The following is an 18,579-nucleotide window of genomic DNA, read 5'->3' as shown; positions in this document are numbered from 1 at the left end:
CGTCGGCATGGATCTCCCTAAGTCGCTGCGCTACCAGAGGAGATGACGACATTTCCCACCCTCGCCGTTACGACCCGGCGGTATGAGGTGGATCACCCGCCCCGGCGCGGAACCGTACCCGGGGGTCGGCCGTCCGCGAGGCGGATCACGAGGTCCCAACGCACGCGCGGCGGCGACTCGTTCGGCCGGCACGCCGGTGAGACGCCTCGGGCCCCACCGCCTCGAAGGACGATGGGGCCCGCAGGCGATCCGGTCACCACGTCAGCGCAGCGGCATGCCCTCCGCGAAGCCCTCGCTCTCCGGAGGCACCGCGATCAGGCCCAGTTCGGCCGGACTCGCGAGCAGCGGGTGGGTCGGCATCACCCGGACGGTGTAGCCGAACGGGCCGGTCCGGTCCAGGGCGAGGGTGCCCTCGTAGAACCGGCGACCGTGCTCGTCCCGGGGGCCCGCCTTGAGCGGGGCCACCGTGCCCTCGATGATCCGGTCCGCGTCGTCGACCCGACCGTGCACGACCTGGACCTCGACGTCGGTGGGCGCGAGTTCGCCCAGCGAGACGAAGACCCGCAGGTTCAGCGTGTTGCCGACCTCGGGCGCGTCCCCTATCCCGCCCGACTCCACGTGATCGACCCGCACGCCGGCCCAGGACCGCCGCACGTGCGCCTTCCACTCGGCCAGCTCCCGCGCGGCCGACCCGGTGATCGCCCGGCCGGACAGCGCCGCCGGTGCGTACAGCACGTCGACGTAGTCCTTGACCATGCGATCCGCGAGCACCTTCGGGCCGAGCGTGGCCAGCGTGTGCCGGACCATTTCCAGCCATCGGGTCGGCAGGCCCTCGGGCCCCCGGTCGTAGAACCGGGCCGCGACCGAGTTCTCGATCAGGTCGTACAGCGCCGCCGCCTCCAGGTCGTCCCGGCGGTCGACGTCGGTGATCCCGTCGGCGGTCGGAATCGCCCACCCGTTCGAGCCGTCGTACCACTCGTCCCACCACCCGTCCAGGATGGACAGGTTCAGGCAGCCGTTCAGCGCGGCCTTCATCCCGGAGGTGCCGCACGCCTCCAGCGGACGCAGCGGGTTGTTCAGCCACACGTCGCACCCGGGGTACAGGTGCTGGGCCATCGCGATGTCGTAGTCCGGCAGGAATACGATCCGGTGTCGTACGTCCTCGCGGTCGGCGAACCGCACCAGCTCCTGGATCAGCCGCTTGCCGCCCTCGTCGGCCGGGTGCGCCTTGCCCGCGATCACGATCTGCACCGGCCGTTCCGGGTGCAGCAACATCCCGCGCAGCCTGGCCGGATCCCGCAGCATCAGGGTGAGCCGCTTGTAGGACGGCACCCGTCGGGCGAACCCGATGGTCAGCACGTCCGGATCGAGCACGTTCTCGATCCAGCCCAATTCCGCGTCGCCGGCACCACGTTGCTTCCAGGACGCGCGCAGCCGCAGTCGGGCCTCGGTGACCAGCTTCGCGCGCAGCGCCCGGCGCAGCTCCCACACCGAGCCCGCCGACAGCCGGTCGATCGCCGCCCAGGCCGAGGGATCCTCGGCGAGTTCGACGCCCGCTTCGCGGTCGGCCAGGTCGAGCACGTCGGCATCCACCCACGTGGGCGCGTGTACGCCGTTCGTGATCGAGGTAATCGGTACCTCGGTGGTGTCGAAGCCCGGCCACAGGCCGTCGAACATGCCCCGGCTGACCCGTCCGTGCAACTTGCTCACGCCATTGGCCCGTTGGGCGAGCCGCAGGCCCATGACGGCCATGTTGAACACGCCCGGATCGCCGTCCGGGTAGGTCTCCGCACCCAGCGCGAGGACCCGGTCCACCGGAACTCCCGGACAAGCGAGGTCGCCGCCGAAATGCCGCTGGATCTGGTCGCGCCCGAACCGGTCGATGCCGGCCGGGACGGGCGTGTGCGTGGTGAACACCGTGCCCGCCCGGGCGGCTTCCAGGGCCGCGTCGAAGTCCAGCCCCTCGCTCTGGGTGAACTCGCGGATGCGCTCGATGCCCAGGAACCCGGCGTGGCCCTCGTTGGTGTGGAACACCTCGGGCGCCGGGTGACCGGTGATCTCGCAAAAAGCCCGCAAAGCCCGCACCCCGCCGATGCCCAGGAGCATCTCCTGATGCAAGCGGTGTTCGCTCGTGCCGCCGTACAACCGGTCGGTCACCTCGCGTTCGGCGGGCTCGTTCTCCTCGATGTCCGAGTCCAACAGCAGCAGTGGCACCCGGCCGACCTGGGCCTTCCAGATCCGCGCGTGCAACTCACCCGTCGGGAGTCCGATGACCACCCGTGCGGGTGCACCGTCGGCACCTCGAAGGAGGGTCAGTGGCAACTCGTTGGGGTCCAGCAGCGGGTAGCGCTCCTGCTGCCAGCCGTCTCGGGACAACGACTGCCGGAAGTACCCGTGGCGGTACATCAGGCCGACTCCGACGATCGGCACACCCAGGTCGCTGGCGGCCTTGAGATGGTCGCCCGCGAGGATGCCCAAACCGCCGCTGTATTGCGGAAGTGCCGCGGTGATGCCGTACTCCGGCGAGAAGTACGCGATCGCCGCCGGCGGCGAATCCGGACTTGTGCCCGGCTCCGACAGGGTTTGGTACCAACGAGGTCCGGTCAGGTATTCGTGCAGGTCTTCGGCCGCCACCCGCAATCGGGCGAGGAAGCGGCGGTCGTCGGCAAGGGCGCCGAGTTTGTCGTTCGGCACGGTGCCGAGCAGGCGGACGGGGTCCCGGCCGACCGAGGCCCAGGTGTCCGGATCGATCGACTCGAACAGGTCGCGGGTCTCCGCGTGCCAGGACCAGCGGAGGTTCATCGCCAGTTCACCCAGTGGCTCCAGCGGAGCGGGCAGAACCGTACGCACGGTGAATCTGCGGATTGCTCTCACGCTGCGACCCTAGCCGGAAGGCGGCAGAACTTGCGACAGTGGATGCAGTGCGCTTGCAAAGCCGGCAAGATCTTGCGGATGGGTCTGGGGGCGTTTTTACACCATATGGACCGTGCCCCGAGCGACTCGATGATCGTTGAACAGCCGGGTCCTTCCGTCCCGTCGTACCGCGGACACACCAGACATCCACCGTCCACGGTCGCGGGCCGGGCCCCACCCGGTCCCCGCCTGGTGGTCGCGTCACGAGCAATGGCCGCCGCGCAGCGGTGAGAGGTGGACCCGAGCGATCCCACCGGTCGCCGCCGGGTCGGTTTTCCGCCACTCCCGGGTCCGGCAATCGGGGTATCGAGTGGGTTTCCGTACGGGTGCATCGCGCGCGACGCGCACGAGATGCCCGTCCGTGGGTACAGGAGTTCGGCATGACCAGTTCGGCTGAGAAGGACCCCGGGGGCGCCCGCGCACCCCGGGCGGGGCAGGTCGCGGCCGGCGAGGCCGCGGCACGGAAGACGACCGCCAAGAGGCCGCGGGCCGCCGGGCCCGCGCCCGCGTCGGCCGGACCACCGGCGGCCGGCCCGGCCACGACCGGGGCGAGCGCGGTGCGGCCGGAGTCGGCGCACCGCGCCGCCGCGCCGACCACCGCTGCCGCCAAGTCGCCGGTGCGCGCCGGGAAATCGGCCAAACCGGTGACACCACGCATCGGGCGCATCCCGATCCTCGACGTCGAACCGGCCGTCGACGGCGGCACCCGGCCGGCCCGGGCCGTCCCGGGCGAGACGTTCCACGTGGCCGCCACGGTCTTTCGCGAGGGCCACGACGCGGTGTCCGCCAACGTCGTGTTGCGCGATCCGCGCGGCCGGGCGGGCGCGCTCACCCCGATGCTCCCGGGCGCGCCCGGGACCGACCGGGTGCACGCGAGCATCACGCCGACCACCGAGGGCCTGTGGTCCTACGCGATCGAGGCGTGGGGCGACCCGATCGCCACGTGGCGGCATGCCGCCGGCATCAAGGTCCCGGCCGGCCTGGAGGTCGACCTGATGCTGGAGGAGGGCGCGCAGTTGCTGGAGCGGGCCGCCGCCGGCGTGCCCAAGAAGGACGGCCTGCGGGCGGTCGTGCTGGCCGCGGTGGACGCGGTCCGGGACGAGACCCGCAGCCCCGCCGAGCGGCTGGCGGCGGCGAACTCGGCCGCACTGGACGAGGTGCTGGCCGGGCATCCGCTGCGCGAATTGCTCACCACGTCGGCCCGCTACCCGCTGCGGGTCGAGCGGGAGCGGGCGCTGTACGGGTCCTGGTACGAGTTCTTCCCGCGCTCCGAGGGCGCGGTCGTGGACCCCACCGGCAACCGCCCGCCGCGCAGCGGCACCTTCCGTACCGCGATGGAACGCCTGCCGCAGATCGCCGCGATGGGCTTCGACGTGGTCTACCTGCCGCCGATTCACCCGATCGGCCGAGCATTTCGCAAGGGGCCCAACAACACGCTCGAAGCGGGCGAGCACGATCCCGGCTCGCCGTGGGCGATCGGCTCGCCCGAGGGCGGGCACGACGCGATCCACCCCGACCTGGGCACGATCGAGGACTTCGACGCGTTCGTGGCCCGAGCCCGCGAACTGCGGATGGAGGTGGCGCTGGACTTCGCGCTCCAGGTCTCCCCCGACCACCCGTGGGTCGACAAGCACCCGGAGTGGTTCCGGCACCGCGCCGACGGCACCATCGCCTTCGCGGAAAATCCGCCGAAGAAGTACCAGGACATCTATCCGATCGACTTCGACGCCGACTTCGAGGGCCTGGTCGCCGAGACGCTGCGGGTGCTGCGGCACTGGATGGCGCACGGGGTGCGGATCTTCCGAGTGGACAACCCGCACACCAAGCCGGTGATGTTCTGGGAGCAGGTGATCGCCACGATCAACGCGACCGACCCGGACGTGATCTTCCTGGCCGAGGCGTTCACCCGACCGGCGATGATGCGCACGCTGGCCAAGGTCGGCTTCCAGCAGTCCTACACGTACTTCACCTGGCGCAACGGCAAGCACGAACTTCAGGAATACCTCACCGAGTTGACCACCGGCGAGGCGTCCTCCTACATGCGGCCGAACTTCTTCGTGAACACGCCCGACATCCTGCACGCCTATCTGCAGTACGGCGGGCCGGCCGCGTTCAAGATCCGGGCCCTGCTCGCCGCCACGCTGTCCCCGTCGTGGGGCGTCTACTCGGGCTACGAGCTGTACGAGCACCGGGCCGTCAAGGCGGGGAGCGAGGAGTACCACGACTCGGAGAAGTACCAGCTGCGCCCGCGCGACTGGGCCGGCGCCGAACGCGAGGGACGCTCGCTGGCGCCGTACATCACCACGTTGAATCGGATGCGCCGACGCCACCCGAGCCTGCAACGTCTGCGAAACCTGACCTTCCATCACGTGGACGACGATGCGGTCATGGCCTTCTCCAAGCGCACCCGTGTGGGTGACGTAGACGATCTGGTCCTGGTCGTGGTGAACCTGGATCCGCACAACACGCACGAGGCGACCGTCGCCCTGGACCTGCCCGCCCTCGGGGCGGACTGGCAGGACACCTTCGCCGTGCAGGACGAGTTCACCGGAGCCGGTTACCGCTGGGGTCGGCACAACTACGTGCGGCTGGATCCCGCGCACGAGCCCGCGCATCTCTTCTCGGTCCGGAGGAACAGCCCGTGATCGTCAACGAACCCGTCCGCGACACCTTCGACGACACCCCGTCGCGGGATCGCGATCCCCTGTGGTTCAAGCGAGCCGTCTTCTACGAAGTCCTCGTGCGGTCCTTCCAGGACAGCAACGGGGACGGGGTGGGCGACCTGAAGGGCCTGACCCAGAAGCTGGACTATCTCCAGTGGCTCGGCGTCGACTGCCTGTGGTTGCCGCCGTTCTTCGCCTCGCCGCTGCGCGACGGCGGCTACGACGTGGCGGACTACACCGCCGTGCTGCCCGAGTTCGGCGACCTCGCCGACTTCGTCGAGTTCGTCGACTCGGCGCACAAACGCGGCATGCGGGTGGTGATCGACTTCGTGATGAACCATACGAGCGATCAACACATGTGGTTCCAGGAGTCGCGGAACAACCCGGACGGACCCTACGGCGACTACTACATGTGGGCCGACGACGACAAGGCGTACGGCGACGCCCGGATCATCTTCGTCGACACGGAGTCCTCCAACTGGACCTACGACCCGGTGCGCAAGCAGTACTTCTTCCACCGCTTCTTCAGCCACCAGCCGGATCTCAACTACGAGAACCCGCGTGTGCAGGAGGAGATGCTCGCCGGTCTGCGCTTCTGGCTGGATCTGGGCATCGACGGATTCCGGCTGGACGCGGTGCCGTACCTGTTCGCCCAGGAGGGCACCAACTGCGAGAACCTGCCCGCGACCCACGAATTCCTCAAGCGGGTGCGCAAGGAGATCGACGACAAGTACCCGGACACCGTGCTCCTGGCCGAGGCCAACCAGTGGCCCGAGGACGTGGTGGACTACTTCGGCGACGGGGACGAATGCCACATGGCGTTCCACTTCCCGGTGATGCCGCGCATCTTCATGGCGGTGCGCCGCGAGTCGCGCTACCCGGTCTCGGAGATCCTGGCCGGCACGCCGTCCATCCCGGACAACTGCCAGTGGGGCATCTTCCTCCGCAACCACGACGAGCTCACCCTCGAAATGGTCACGGACGAAGAACGCGACTACATGTACAAGGAGTACGCGAAGGACCCGCGGATGCGGGCCAACGTGGGCATCCGCCGTCGGCTCGCGCCGTTGCTGGACAACGACCGCAACCAGATCGAGCTGTTCACGGCGCTGCTGCTGTCACTGCCGGGCTCGCCCGTCCTGTACTACGGCGACGAGATCGGCATGGGGGACAACATCTGGCTCGGCGACCGCGACGGTGTGCGCACGCCGATGCAGTGGACGCCGGATCGCAACGCGGGCTTCTCCACGTGCGACCCGGGTCGGCTGTACCTGCCGAACATCATGGACCCGGTCTACGGCTACCAGGTCACCAACGTCGAGGCGCAGATGTCCAACGCCTCCTCGCTGCTGCACTGGACCCGCCGGATGATCGAGGTCCGCAAGCAGAACCCGGCCTTCGGGCTCGGTGTGTACAACGAGCTGACCTCGTCCAATCCCAGCGTGCTGGCGTTCCTTCGCGAATACGAGGACGACATCGTGCTGTGTGTTCACAACTTCTCGCGCTTCGCCCAGCCCACCGAGCTGGATCTGCGGCAGTTCGAGACGTATGAACCGGTCGAGCTGCTCGGGGGGGTGACGTTCCCGGCGATCGGTGAGCTGCCCTATCTGCTCACCCTCGCGGGGCACGGTTTCTATTGGTTCCGCCTCACCCGTGGAGAAATGACGCTGTGACGGATTCCACCCGACCCCACGATCCGACTGCCTCCGCGGTGATCGCTCTGCTGCGCGACTGGCTGCCGCAGCAGAGATGGTTCGCCGGCAAGGGCCGGCCTCTTCGTGGGGCCGGCGTGGTCCACAGTCTCGAAGTGGTCTCCGGCGATCCCGCGCTGCACCACATGTTGCTGCGGGTCGAGCACGGCGGCACACCCGAGCACTATCAACTCCTGCTGGGGGTCCGCGAGACGCTGCCGCCCCGGCTCGCCCACGCGCTGATCGGCCGGCTGCCCAACGGCCACAGCCTCTACGACGCGGTGCACGACGCCGAACTGACCCGGTGGTTGCCGGAACGGTTCGTCGCGGCGGACACCGTGGGTCCGCTGGCCTTCCACCGCCCCGGCGCGCAGGCCCCCGACCCCGAGCACGTCGGCCTGGTGATCGGCGCCGAGCAGTCGAACACGTCGATCATCTTCGGCGACGACGTGATCCTCAAGCTGTTCCGGCGCGTGGTGCCCGGGGTCAATCCCGACCTGGAGGTCTCGCTCGCGCTGGCGGGCGCGGGCTCGCGGCGGATCCCCGCGCCGATCGCGTGGTTCGACATGCCGTTCCCGGACACCGACGCGGAGCCGACCACGCTCGGCATGCTCCAGGAATACCTGCGCACCGGCACCGACGGCTGGGAACTCGCCAAGACCTCGGTCCGCGACCTGTACGCCGGCCAGGAGGTGCGCGGCGCCGGTCCGCACGCGCACGAGACCGGTGGCGACTTCGCCGGCGAGTCCTTCCGGCTCGGCGCCGCCACCGCCGAGGTGCACGCCGACCTGGCCCGTTCGCTGCCCACCGCGGTGGCGGGCCGCACGGAGCTGGCCGCGATCGCCCGGGACATGGAGCACCGGTTGCACGCGGCGGCCGAGGCGGTGCCGGATCTGGCGCCGTTCACCGACCGGTTGCGCGAGGCGTACCAGGACCTGGAGACGCTGGGCCGGGACGGGCATCCGGTCCCCTTGCAGCGCATCCACGGCGACTTCCACCTCGGCCAGGTGATGCGCACCGCCACCCGGTGGGTGCTGCTCGACTTCGAGGGCGAACCCGCCCGGCCGCTGAGCGAACGACGCTCGCTGCACTCGCCGCTGCGCGACATCGCGGCGATGTTGCGCTCGTTCGACTACGCGGCCCGGCATCTGCTGGCCGGGGGCGGCGGGTTCTGGGGTCGCGGGGCGCCCGCGCCGCACCTGGTACGCCGTGCGGAGGAATGGGCGACCCGCAATCGGGAAGCCTTCTGTGCGGGGTACGCCGAGGCGGGCTCGTTCGACCCCCATTCCGAGCCCGTGCTGCTGCGGGCCTTCGAGACCGACAAGGCCGTGTACGAGGTCATGTACGAGTCGGGCAACCGACCCTCGTGGCTGCCGGTTCCGATGTCGGCGATCCGGCGCCTGGCCGAGCGGGCGCCGCAGCCGCACTGACGATCCGCCGATTCCCGTTCAGCACCAACGTCCCAGGAGGTCCATCCGTGACGGCCCGTCAGGACACCAGCGCGTCACCCGAGGGCGGCGGAGTCACCGGCCGCCCCACCCCGCGTCGGGACAGGCGCCCCCGATCCCGCCCGACCGACACCCCGCTCGTGCCGCCGTTGGCCGCCGACGAGGTGCGCCGCCTGGTGGACGGCGGTCATCACGATCCGCACGCACTGCTCGGCCCGCACCCGAACGTGCCCGGCGTCGACGGCGTGGTGGTGCGGGTGTTGCGGCCGTGGGCCCGCGAGGTGATCGTGGTCACCGGCGAGCGCCGGGTCGAGCTGACCCACGAGGCGGAGGGCCTGTTCACCGGCGTACTGCCGGGCACGGAGGTGCCCGACTATCGGCTGGAGGTCCGCTACGAGGGCAGTGAACTGCACACGGACGACCCCTACCGGTTCCTGCCCACCCTGGGCGAGCTCGACATACACCTGATCTCCGAGGGCCGGCACGAGCGGCTGTGGGAGGTGCTCGGCGCGCACGTGCGCTCGTACGAGACCCCGAACGGGCCGGTCACCGGCACCTCGTTCGCGGTCTGGGCGCCGAACGCGCAGGGCGTGCGGGTGGTCGGCGACTTCAACTACTGGGACGGCATCGGACACCCGATGCGTTCGCTCGGCTCGTCCGGGGTGTGGGAGCTGTTCGTCCCCGACGTCGGCGACGGCACCAAGTACAAGTACGAGATCCTCGGCCGGGACGGGGTGTCCCGGCAAAAGGCCGACCCGCTGGCCTTCGCGACCGAGCAGCCGCCCTCCACCGCGTCGGTCGTACACACCTCGACCCACTCGTGGTCGGACAAGGAGTGGCTGGAAAAGCGCGCCGAGACCACCCACCACACCTCGGCGATGAGCGTGTACGAGATCCATCTCGGCTCATGGCGACCGGGCCTGAGCTACCTCGAACTCGCCGAGCAGCTGCCCGCGTACGTCACCGAGATGGGCTTCACCCACGTGGAGCTGCTGCCGGTGGCCGAACACCCGTACGGCCCGTCCTGGGGCTATCAGGTGTCCTCGTACTACGCGCCGACGTCGCGGTTCGGCAATCCCGACGACTTCCGCCGTCTCGTCGACGCGCTGCACCGCGCGGGCATCGGCGTCCTGGTCGACTGGGTGCCGGCGCACTTCCCCAAGGATGCCTGGGCGCTGGCCCGGTTCGACGGGACGCCGTTGTACGAGCACCCGGATCCGCGCCGGGGCGAACATCCCGACTGGGGCACGCTGGTCTTCGACTACGGCCGCAACGAGGTGCGCAACTTCCTGGTCGCCAACGCGGTCTACTGGTGCGAGGAGTTCCACATCGACGGGCTCCGGGTGGACGCGGTCGCCTCGATGCTCTACCTGGACTACTCGCGCGAACACGGCCAGTGGGCACCGAACCAGCACGGCGGCCGGGAGAACCTGGACGCGGTGGCGTTCCTCCAGGAGATGAACGCGACGCTGTACCGGCGGGTGCCCGGTGTGCTGACCATCGCCGAGGAGTCCACCGCGTGGGACGGGGTGACCCGTACCACCGAGAGCGGCGGTCTCGGCTTCGGCTTCAAGTGGAACATGGGCTGGATGCACGACTCGCTGGAGTACATCCAGAAGGAGCCGATCCACCGGCAGTACCACCACAACGAGATGACCTTCTCGCTGATGTACGCCTGGAGCGAGAACTACATCCTGCCGATCAGCCACGACGAGGTGGTGCACGGCAAACGCTCGCTGGTGGACAAAATGCCGGGCGACCGCTGGCAGCAGATGGCGAACGTGCGCGCCTACCTCGCCTTCATGTGGGCCCATCCGGGCAAGCAGTTGTTGTTCATGGGCTCCGAGTTCGGCCACGGCGCCGAGTGGTCGGAGGCACGCGGCCTGGACTGGTGGTTGCTGGACCACGAGGAGCACCGGGGCATCCAGCGCCTGGTCCGCAACCTCAACGCGACCTACCGCGCCAAGCCCGCGCTGTGGACGCAGGACACCCGCCCCGAGGGCTTCTCCTGGATCGACGGCGGCGACGCGGCGTCCAACGTCCTGTCCTTCATCCGACACGGCGCGGCCGGCGAACAACTGGTCAGCGTGTGCAACTTCGCACCGGTGGTTCGCGAGGACTTCCGGGTCGGCCTGCCGCACACGGGCCGCTGGCGTGAGGTGCTCAACACCGACGCCGGCGAGTACGGCGGCGGCGACGTGGTCAACCGGGGCGGAATCCTGGCCGAGGACGTGGAATGGCAGGGTCGACCCGCCTCCGCGCTGATGACGCTGCCCCCGCTGGCCACCGTCTGGTTTGTCCCCGAATAGCAGGCGATACCCCCTCCGGAGGCCGACGTTCGACCCGGAACGTCGGCCCCCGGAAATGTGACACTCCGGTGAATCGTGAATTAGTGTCTTGCCTTCATGTCCCCGGGAGAGGTCCTGTCCGGAAACTGCCGGGGACCGTGCGACAGCCAGAGAGACACGGAACACGGGGGTGTTCTCACATGACGGCGGACGCGGGTACGGGATACAAGGCCCTTCCCTCGGACTTCAAGACGGCGGGCAAGGCCTTCACCGACGCGGGAAGGCGCGTCGGTGAGATTCGGGCGACGCTCAAGATGTCCATCGAGGGCCTCGGAGACTGCTGGGGCGACGACGATCTCGGCAACGGGTTCGCGAAGGAATACAAGCCCGCCCGGGACAAGGTGCTCGACGCGCTCGAAGCGCTCGCCAAGGGTCTCGGCGAGATCGGCAAGGGCCTGGACACGTCCGCCGCCAATTACCGGAAGACCGAGGACCACAACCGCGAGACCTTCGGCGGCAAGGCCTGATGGCGGTCGAAGCGGGGGAGATCGTCGAGAAGGTCCTCGAACTCCTGGTCGGTGTCGACTGGCCGGAAGGCGACGAGGACAAGTGCGAGGCACTGGGCAAGGCTTGGGAGCACGCCGGCGGTGAACTCGCCAAGGTCGCGGGGGACCTTGCCGCGGCCGTCAACAAGCTCAACGCCGCCAACGAGGGCAAGGGCATGGAAGCCTTCCTTCGGATGTGGGACAAGCTGAGCAAGGGCGACAAGGCGTTCTTCCCGGCCCTGGAAGCCGCCTCCAAGGCGCTCGGCGGCGCGGCGGACGACACGAGTGACACGATCTACGCCACCAAGATCGAGTTCGTCACGATGGCGACCATCCAGGGCGCGGCCATCCTGGCCCAGATCGCCGCGGCTCCGATCACCCTGGGCATCACCGCCGGAACCGCCGCAGCCTCGACCGCCGCGCTGCGCTTCTCCTTCATGCAGGTGCTGCGCCGGATGCTGGGGCGGATCGAGGCGTCGATGGTGCGCCGACTGCTCAAGAACGTCGCCCTCGAAGCACTCTCCGAGGTGCGCGACGACATCATCTCCCAGTTCATCCACATGACCTGGGGCTCGCAGGACGGCTACTCGATCAAGCAGACCGCGCTGGCCGCGGGCGGCGGCGCGGCCGGTGGCCTGGCCGCGATCGGCGTGAACGGCCTCGGCAAGAAGGTCTTCGGCGAGGGCGCCGAACTGGGCGTCAAGGGCGTCACCACCTCGCTGGCCTCCAACGTGAGCGCCGAGGTCGCCGGCACGGTGGCCACCGGCGGTCCGGTGAACTGGGAGACCTTCGCCAGTGGTGGCCTGGGCGGCGCGACCGACCACGGCGCGTCCAAGCTCGGCGACCGGGTGAGCAATGCGTTCAACACCCCCGGCATCGACCCGCCGAACCTGGGCGGGCCGAACCCGGGCGGCGACAACAGGCCGGTGAACGGCGGCAACAGAATCGATTCGACACTCAACCCGAACGGCGGGAACTCCGGCAACGGCGGAGGGTCGAACGGCGCGGGCGGGTCGAACGGGAACGGTTCCGGGAACGGCGGGTCGAACGGAAACGGGAACGGGAACCAGCAGGGCGGCTCGTCGCACAACGCGTCCGGGAACTCGGGCAACACGGGCGGGAACTCGGGTAATTCCGGAGGGCATTCGGGCGGAAACGAGGGGAACTCCGGCGGGAACTCGGGGAACTCGGGCGGGCACACCGGAAATTCGGGCGGCAATTCCGGGAACTCGGGTGGCGATACCGGTGGCAACTCGGGCGGGAACTCCGGGGGCAGCCCGGGCGGGGACCACAGGCCCTCACACACTCCGGTCGCGACCCAGAGCGCCTCGGCCGCGGCGCCGCCCGCGACGGACGCACCGGGCGGGGTGACCGGCCACGGCAACGACGTGCCACGCGGCGTGCCGAGCCACGACGGCGGCTCGGCGCAGAGCAACACATTCGTGCAGGCGCCGCCGAGCGGTGGTCAGCAGCCGGGTGGCCTGCCCGGCGCCGGCGGTACGCCGGGCGCCGGCAATTCCCCTGCGCTGGGCGGCTCGCCGTCCGTGACCGGCTCCTCCGGTCCGAGCGGCGGTTCGCCGTCCGTGGGCGGCCCGGCGAGCACCGGCCACGCCGGCGGCGGCGTGCAGACCACGAGCGCCTCCGCGAGCACCGCGCCCACCACGAGCGGTTCGCCCTCGATCGGCTCGCCGTCGTCCACGACGCCGTCGACGTCCGGCCCGAGCACGACCACCAACGTGTCGCCGACGAACACGGCCGCTGCGACGACCGCGGCCGCGAGCACGACTGCAAGTACCGGTGCAGGTACGGGTACGGGCTCGGGTACGGGCTCGGGTACGGGTGCGACGCACAACTCCGGTGCCAACAACGGCACTTCGGGCGCATCCAACTCCGCCGGCACACCGACTGCGACCCGCCCCGCGGGTGGCGCGACGCCGACGACCGGGAGCCCGACCACGAGTGCCCCGACCACCGGCAACCCGAGCGGCGCGACGCCGAGTTCGACCACGTCGAACTCGTCCACTCCGAACTCGTCCAACCCGAACTCGATCAACTCGAACTCGACCACTTCGAACGGCACTTCGCCGACCACCGGAACGCCGAACGGCACTTCCCCGGACGCGAACCACATTCCGGGTCAGCGACAGGACAGCCCGGCCGGCAACACCCCCGACCCCGCGACCGACCCGACGGGGAGCGGTCACGACCCGACGACGGGGCCGACGACGGACGCGAATCAGAACGTCACGCCCGACACCGCGCCGGACACCGGACACCGGCCGGACCCGACGACGGACCCGACTTCGACCCCGGATGCACGACCGGACTCGTCTCGGGACACCCATCAGGATCCGAATCACGACCCGAGCCAGGACCCCGGCCAGGACTCGAATCGGGACCCGGATCAGGGCCCGAACCGGGATACGAATCGGGATACGAATCAGGTCCCGAGCCGGGATCCGAACCGGGACACCAGCCTCGACACCGAGTCGACGGTCGCCGGCCCCACCACCGACACCGCGTCGCGTACGGATCAGGAGACCACGCCGTCCCGGGACGGCGGTGTCGGCATCCTGCACCTGGCCCCGGCCGGCAACCCGACGGGTTCGCGGCACGGCACGCCGATCAACGCGGATCCGAACGGTCGGATCGACAACGCGGTGAGCGGGCTGCGCGACCGGATCCGCAACCTCTTCAGCCGAGGCCCGAACGCCTCGCCGAACCCCGCTCCGGGCACACACCCCGAGCCGAACCCCACCTACGACTCGACTCCGTACGCGAACTCGCCGGCCACGACCGACCCGAACCCCCGCCCCGACCGGCCCGATTCACCGCAGAATCCGGACGGGCCGATCGCCGATCGTCCGCCGCTGAACGACGGCCGTCCGCTGAACGAGCCCGGCGGCCTGATGCCGCCGAGCGTACGCGACCAGTCCGTACTGAACGTCGCCGTGCCCCGCGACGCCGACGGCATGCCGCAGGTGCACCCGGACCCGCGCACGGGCCACTGGTTCGCGCTGCAGAACGACGGCGGCACCCAGGTACCCGGTCGCGACACCAACTGCATGGACAGCGTGCTGGCCTTCGGCAACACCTGGTTCGGCCGCCCGGAGGTGGCCGCGGCGCGCATCCCCGGTGAGAACGGCGGCGAAGTGCGGGCGCCGGAGCGCGCCCGGCAGGAGCTCGGTACGAACTGGACACCGCTCGCCCGGCGTCCCGACGGCAGCACCGACACCGCAGGCGCGTACGGCGACATCGAGGCACGGCTGCGCGACGCGGGGCCGGGCGCGATGACGTACGTCGTCACGTCCAGGCCGACCGAGCCGCGGGTGAATCCGGACGGCACCATCGAGACCGGCCAGGTCTCGCACGCGTGGGCCGCGATCAACGTGGACGGCGAAGTCCTGTGGGTCGACCCGCAGTCGGGCCGGGTCATGTCCGAGCCGTATCCGGACCAGAACCGTGTCTGGGCGATCGCCGTGGACGCGAACGCGCAGCCGATCGACATGTCCCTGCCGCCGACCTCGCAGCCGGCGGATCCGACTCCGGAATCCGCTCCGCAGTCGAACCCGCCGCAGCAGAGCCCCGATTCGGCGCCGACGGCGCCCGAGCAGCACACCGGCATGCCCGACCCGTCCGCCGACCCGACGCCCGATGGGCACACCGACCCGGACCGGGACACGGATCCGACCTCCGACGATCCCGCCGGTCGGCCGGACCCGGCCTCCCATCCGACCGGGGACCCGACGCCCACCCCGGCCCGGGACGGCAACGGCGACACCACCGTCGACGCGACTCCGCAGCCGGGCGGACCGCCGACCACGACGCCGCCCGGCGCACCGGTGCGGCCGAATCAGGCGGGCCCGTTCCACGACACGATCCAACGCCTCGGCGAGCGCACGCGCGGTCTCCTCGGCCGGGGTCCGAGCGTCGCGACCGCCCCGAACCACACCACCCCGGCGGCTCCCCCGCCGCATCAGCCCGGCCCGTACCAGCAGAACGACAACGCGCCTTCCCCCTACAACGGGACGCCGTACGGCAACGGCCCGGTCGCGAACAACCCGTACGCGCAACCCCTGCCGCACCACGCCCCGCCGACCGCGCCCGGCAGCCCGATCGCGAACCGGCCACCGCTGTCCGCATCGCGTCCGTTCAACCAGCCCGGCGGTCTGCTCCCGCCCAACTGGAGCGATGCGGCGGCGTTGAACAACGCCGTCCCGCGCAATCCCGACGGCACTCCCGTGGTGCATCCGGACCCCCGACTGGGCCGATGGTTCCGGCTGCAAAACGACGGCGGCCTCCAGGTCCCCGGCCGAAACATCAACTGCCTGGACGGCGTACTGGCCTTCGGCCGCACCTGGTTCGGCCGTCCGGAGGTGTCCGCCGCCCGCATGCCGGGCGAGAACACCGGTGAAACCAACGGCATGGCCCGCGCGGCGCAGGAGGCGAACGCGCCGTGGAGCCGACTCGATGTCGAGCCGGACGGCAGCAACAACCCGGGTGCCGGCTTCGCTCGGTTGGAAGCGGCGCTGCGGGCCTCGGGGCCCGGCTCGATCTCCTACATCGTCACCGAGTGGCCGCCGCGGAACGTGGTGCAGCCGGACGGCTCGGTCAAGGTCGTGCACAGCTCGCACGCCTGGGCCGCGGTCAACGTGGGCGGCGACATCCTCTACGTCGACCCGCAGACGAACCAGATCGCGACCTCTCCGCAGCCGAACGCGACAAGCGTCTACGCCATCACGCTGGGCCCGGACGCCCAACCGGTATCCATGTCGCCCCCGCCGGTCACCCAGCCCGTCGCAACACCACCGCCTCCGCCGCCGCTGCCGCACAACCAGCCGCAGCCGCCGATCAACCCGTACAACCAACAGCCGGTACAAACCAACCCGTACAACCAGCAGCCGGTGCAGCCCGCGCCGCACAACCCGCCGCCGCCGGTGCAGCCGAATCCGTACACGCAGCAACAACAGCAGCAACCGCCGTACGCGCAGCCTGCTCCCCACCACCAGGCCCCGGTGCAGCCCGGCCCGTATCACCAGCCGCCGCAGGATCCCGGGCCCTACAACCAGCCCGCCCCGCACCAGCAACAGCCGTTCCAGACCGGCCCGGTCCACCCCGCGCCGCACAACCAACAGCCCTTCCGGACCGGCCCGGTCCACCCCGCGCCGCACAACCCGGCGCCCGGCGATCTGCCGGACAACGTCACGGGTCCGATGCCCGGCTCGGCGCCGGATCCGACCGGGGGCATCACGCCCGGCAGCAGCCCGAACCCGACGCCTGCCACCCCGACGCCGCCGCGGCACGCCCAGAGCAATCCGCCCGCTCCGATCGACACGACGCCGCCGCTGCCGTCGCCGATGCGGCCCAACCCGAGGCCGCTGGGCGAGCCCGCGACCACGGCGAGCCCGACCGGCGATCGGCCGACCACGCACGACGGTCGGCGCGACGACATCGAGCGCGAGGTCGAGGCGTTCATGGCGACCCGTCCGGCGGCGGAGAACTTCGACCCCAACGCCGCGGCGAACCCCACCCTCGCGCCGAACCCCAACGGCACCACCCCGAGCAATCCGAACCCGCCGAAGCCGGACGACGTCCGCGGCGGCCAGTCCCCGTACGACCTGCACGCCACCCGCGATCCGTCGTTCATGGCGGACCGCTCGAACCTGACGTGGGACACCCACCGCGGCGACGCCGAGTTCGAGATGCCGCAGAGCGCGCGCTCCGACGACCCGCATCCGGACACCGGCGCACCGCCGCGAACCAACCTCAACCGGGCGAAGCTCCTGCGCATGTTCGATGCCGACGGCATCGACGCTCTGGTCAACCATCCGAACCCCGAGGACCTCACCAGCGCCGAGCGGCAGGCCCGGGACGAGTTCGACCGGCTGTTGCGCGGGGACAACGGCGAACTGCTGACCGGCCCCGATCTGGATGCGCGCCGCGCCGAGTTGGCTGCGCGCGGCCGGGACATGACCGGCGCCCGGCGCTACCCGATCAACTCCGGGTACGCGGGCCGGATAGTGCACTTCGCCAGCCCGACGCTGGACAACCATTTCCCCGACGGCGTCTACATCAATCTCCAGGGATACCCTGACTTCACGGCCTACGCGGTCCGCACGATCAATCTTCCGCATACCGTCATCGCCCCGCCCGAGCGCAGCGACTTCCCGCCGGGGCCGGACGGCACCAAGAAATTCAAGGAAGCCCGCGCGGAAGCCAACGACGACCAGCGCAAGCTGGATATCCGCCAGGGCAACGCGGAATTCCGGAACGATCCGATGTGGGCGGGCGTCCGACCGGGTCGTACCGCACCGGGTTACGTCTGGCATCACGTCGAGGGCACACGAACCATGATGCTCATACCGTTCGCAGTACACTACGCGGTGAAACATCACGGCGGGATCGCCAGCGCCATGGCCCCCGATCCCTCGGCCAATGGCTCGACCGGCACCTCGAACGGCAACCCAGGAGCTCAGCAGTGACCGTCGAATTGACGCCGCGCGGGACACTCTCGGAAGAAGCCCTGCGCGAACTCGAAGGGAAACTCGGGTTCGCCCTGCCGGCCGAGTATCGAGCCTGGCTGGCCGCGACCAACGGCGCCGATTTCCCGGTCGCGGCGCAGCTCATGCCACGTGGCCTGGATCCCGAGGACGACCTCTACGGCTACCGCACGGGCGGCGATCCGCACACCGAGTTGCTCTACGCCCACGGCTATTGCCGGGACGTACTCACCCTGGATTATCTGCCGGTCACCCGACTCACCACGGGAATCGTGGCGATCAAGGTCACCGAACCGGAATCCGGGTCGCTCTGGTATTGGAGCGAATCGACGCTCGACACCGACGAGGAATACACCCCGGAATACATCTCGGCCAACAACCTGCGCAAGGTGGCCGATACGTTCGCCCAATTCCTGGAGTTGTGGGAGATCGATCCGACCTCCCCGTTCCTGGATTCCGAGTCCTGAGGTGGGAGCGATGACACACCGCCCCGCCCCGACGAAATACCGGACATGAAGGAGAGGACCGCGG

8 protein-coding genes are annotated in these 18,579 nt (G+C 70.1%); 7 read left to right on the top strand and 1 reads right to left on the bottom strand.

Translation table 11 applies throughout. From position 1 onward, the window contains the following. Window positions 1–261: 261 nt before the first annotated feature. Window positions 262–2,874 carry an alpha-glucan family phosphorylase gene (gene glgP, locus ACFZBU_RS00780; RefSeq protein ID WP_391581283.1) on the bottom strand — a complete coding sequence of 871 codons (2,613 nt, stop codon included), beginning with the start codon at window positions 2,872–2,874 and terminating at the stop codon, window positions 262–264. Window positions 2,875–3,293: 419 nt separating this feature from the next. Between glgP and ACFZBU_RS00775 the strand changes: the two genes are divergently transcribed. The 7 genes from ACFZBU_RS00775 (at window position 3,294) to ACFZBU_RS00745 (ending at window position 18,515) form a co-directional block, all read left to right on the top strand. Next, window positions 3,294–5,558 (top strand): alpha-1,4-glucan--maltose-1-phosphate maltosyltransferase, encoded by a 2,265-nt coding sequence (locus tag ACFZBU_RS00775; RefSeq protein ID WP_391581282.1) that lies wholly within the window; start codon window positions 3,294–3,296, stop codon window positions 5,556–5,558. Beyond that, entirely contained in the window at window positions 5,555–7,249 is a 1,695-nt protein-coding gene (gene treS / locus ACFZBU_RS00770; RefSeq protein ID WP_355532028.1) for a maltose alpha-D-glucosyltransferase, read from the top strand. Before ACFZBU_RS00775 ends, treS begins: the two co-directional genes overlap by 4 nt. Continuing rightward, entirely contained in the window at window positions 7,246–8,697 is a 1,452-nt protein-coding gene (locus tag ACFZBU_RS00765) for a maltokinase (RefSeq protein WP_391581281.1), read from the top strand. Before treS ends, ACFZBU_RS00765 begins: the two co-directional genes overlap by 4 nt. Before the next feature lie 47 nt (window positions 8,698–8,744). Next, window positions 8,745–11,024, top strand: coding sequence for a 1,4-alpha-glucan branching protein GlgB (gene glgB / locus ACFZBU_RS00760; protein WP_391581280.1), 2,280 nt, complete (start codon window positions 8,745–8,747; stop codon window positions 11,022–11,024). A gap of 179 nt (window positions 11,025–11,203) precedes the next feature. Next, a complete protein-coding gene (locus ACFZBU_RS00755) occupies window positions 11,204–11,530 on the top strand; it encodes a WXG100 family type VII secretion target (RefSeq protein WP_391581279.1) in 327 nt (108 codons plus the stop codon). Continuing rightward, window positions 11,530–18,030, top strand: coding sequence for a toxin glutamine deamidase domain-containing protein (locus ACFZBU_RS00750; protein ID WP_391581278.1), 6,501 nt, complete (start codon window positions 11,530–11,532; stop codon window positions 18,028–18,030). The genes ACFZBU_RS00755 and ACFZBU_RS00750 overlap by 1 nt, the downstream gene beginning before the upstream one ends. Beyond that, on the top strand, window positions 18,027–18,515 hold the full coding sequence (locus ACFZBU_RS00745) for an SMI1/KNR4 family protein (protein WP_391581277.1): 489 nt from the start codon (window positions 18,027–18,029) through the stop codon (window positions 18,513–18,515). The genes ACFZBU_RS00750 and ACFZBU_RS00745 overlap by 4 nt, the downstream gene beginning before the upstream one ends. Window positions 18,516–18,579: the final 64 nt, after the last annotated feature.

The organism is Embleya sp. NPDC008237 (genome assembly GCF_042956465.1).
Lineage (GTDB): Bacteria > Actinomycetota > Actinomycetes > Streptomycetales > Streptomycetaceae > Embleya.
The sequence above is the reverse complement of the archived record's forward strand: the minus strand, read 5'-3'. Positions and strand labels throughout refer to the sequence as shown.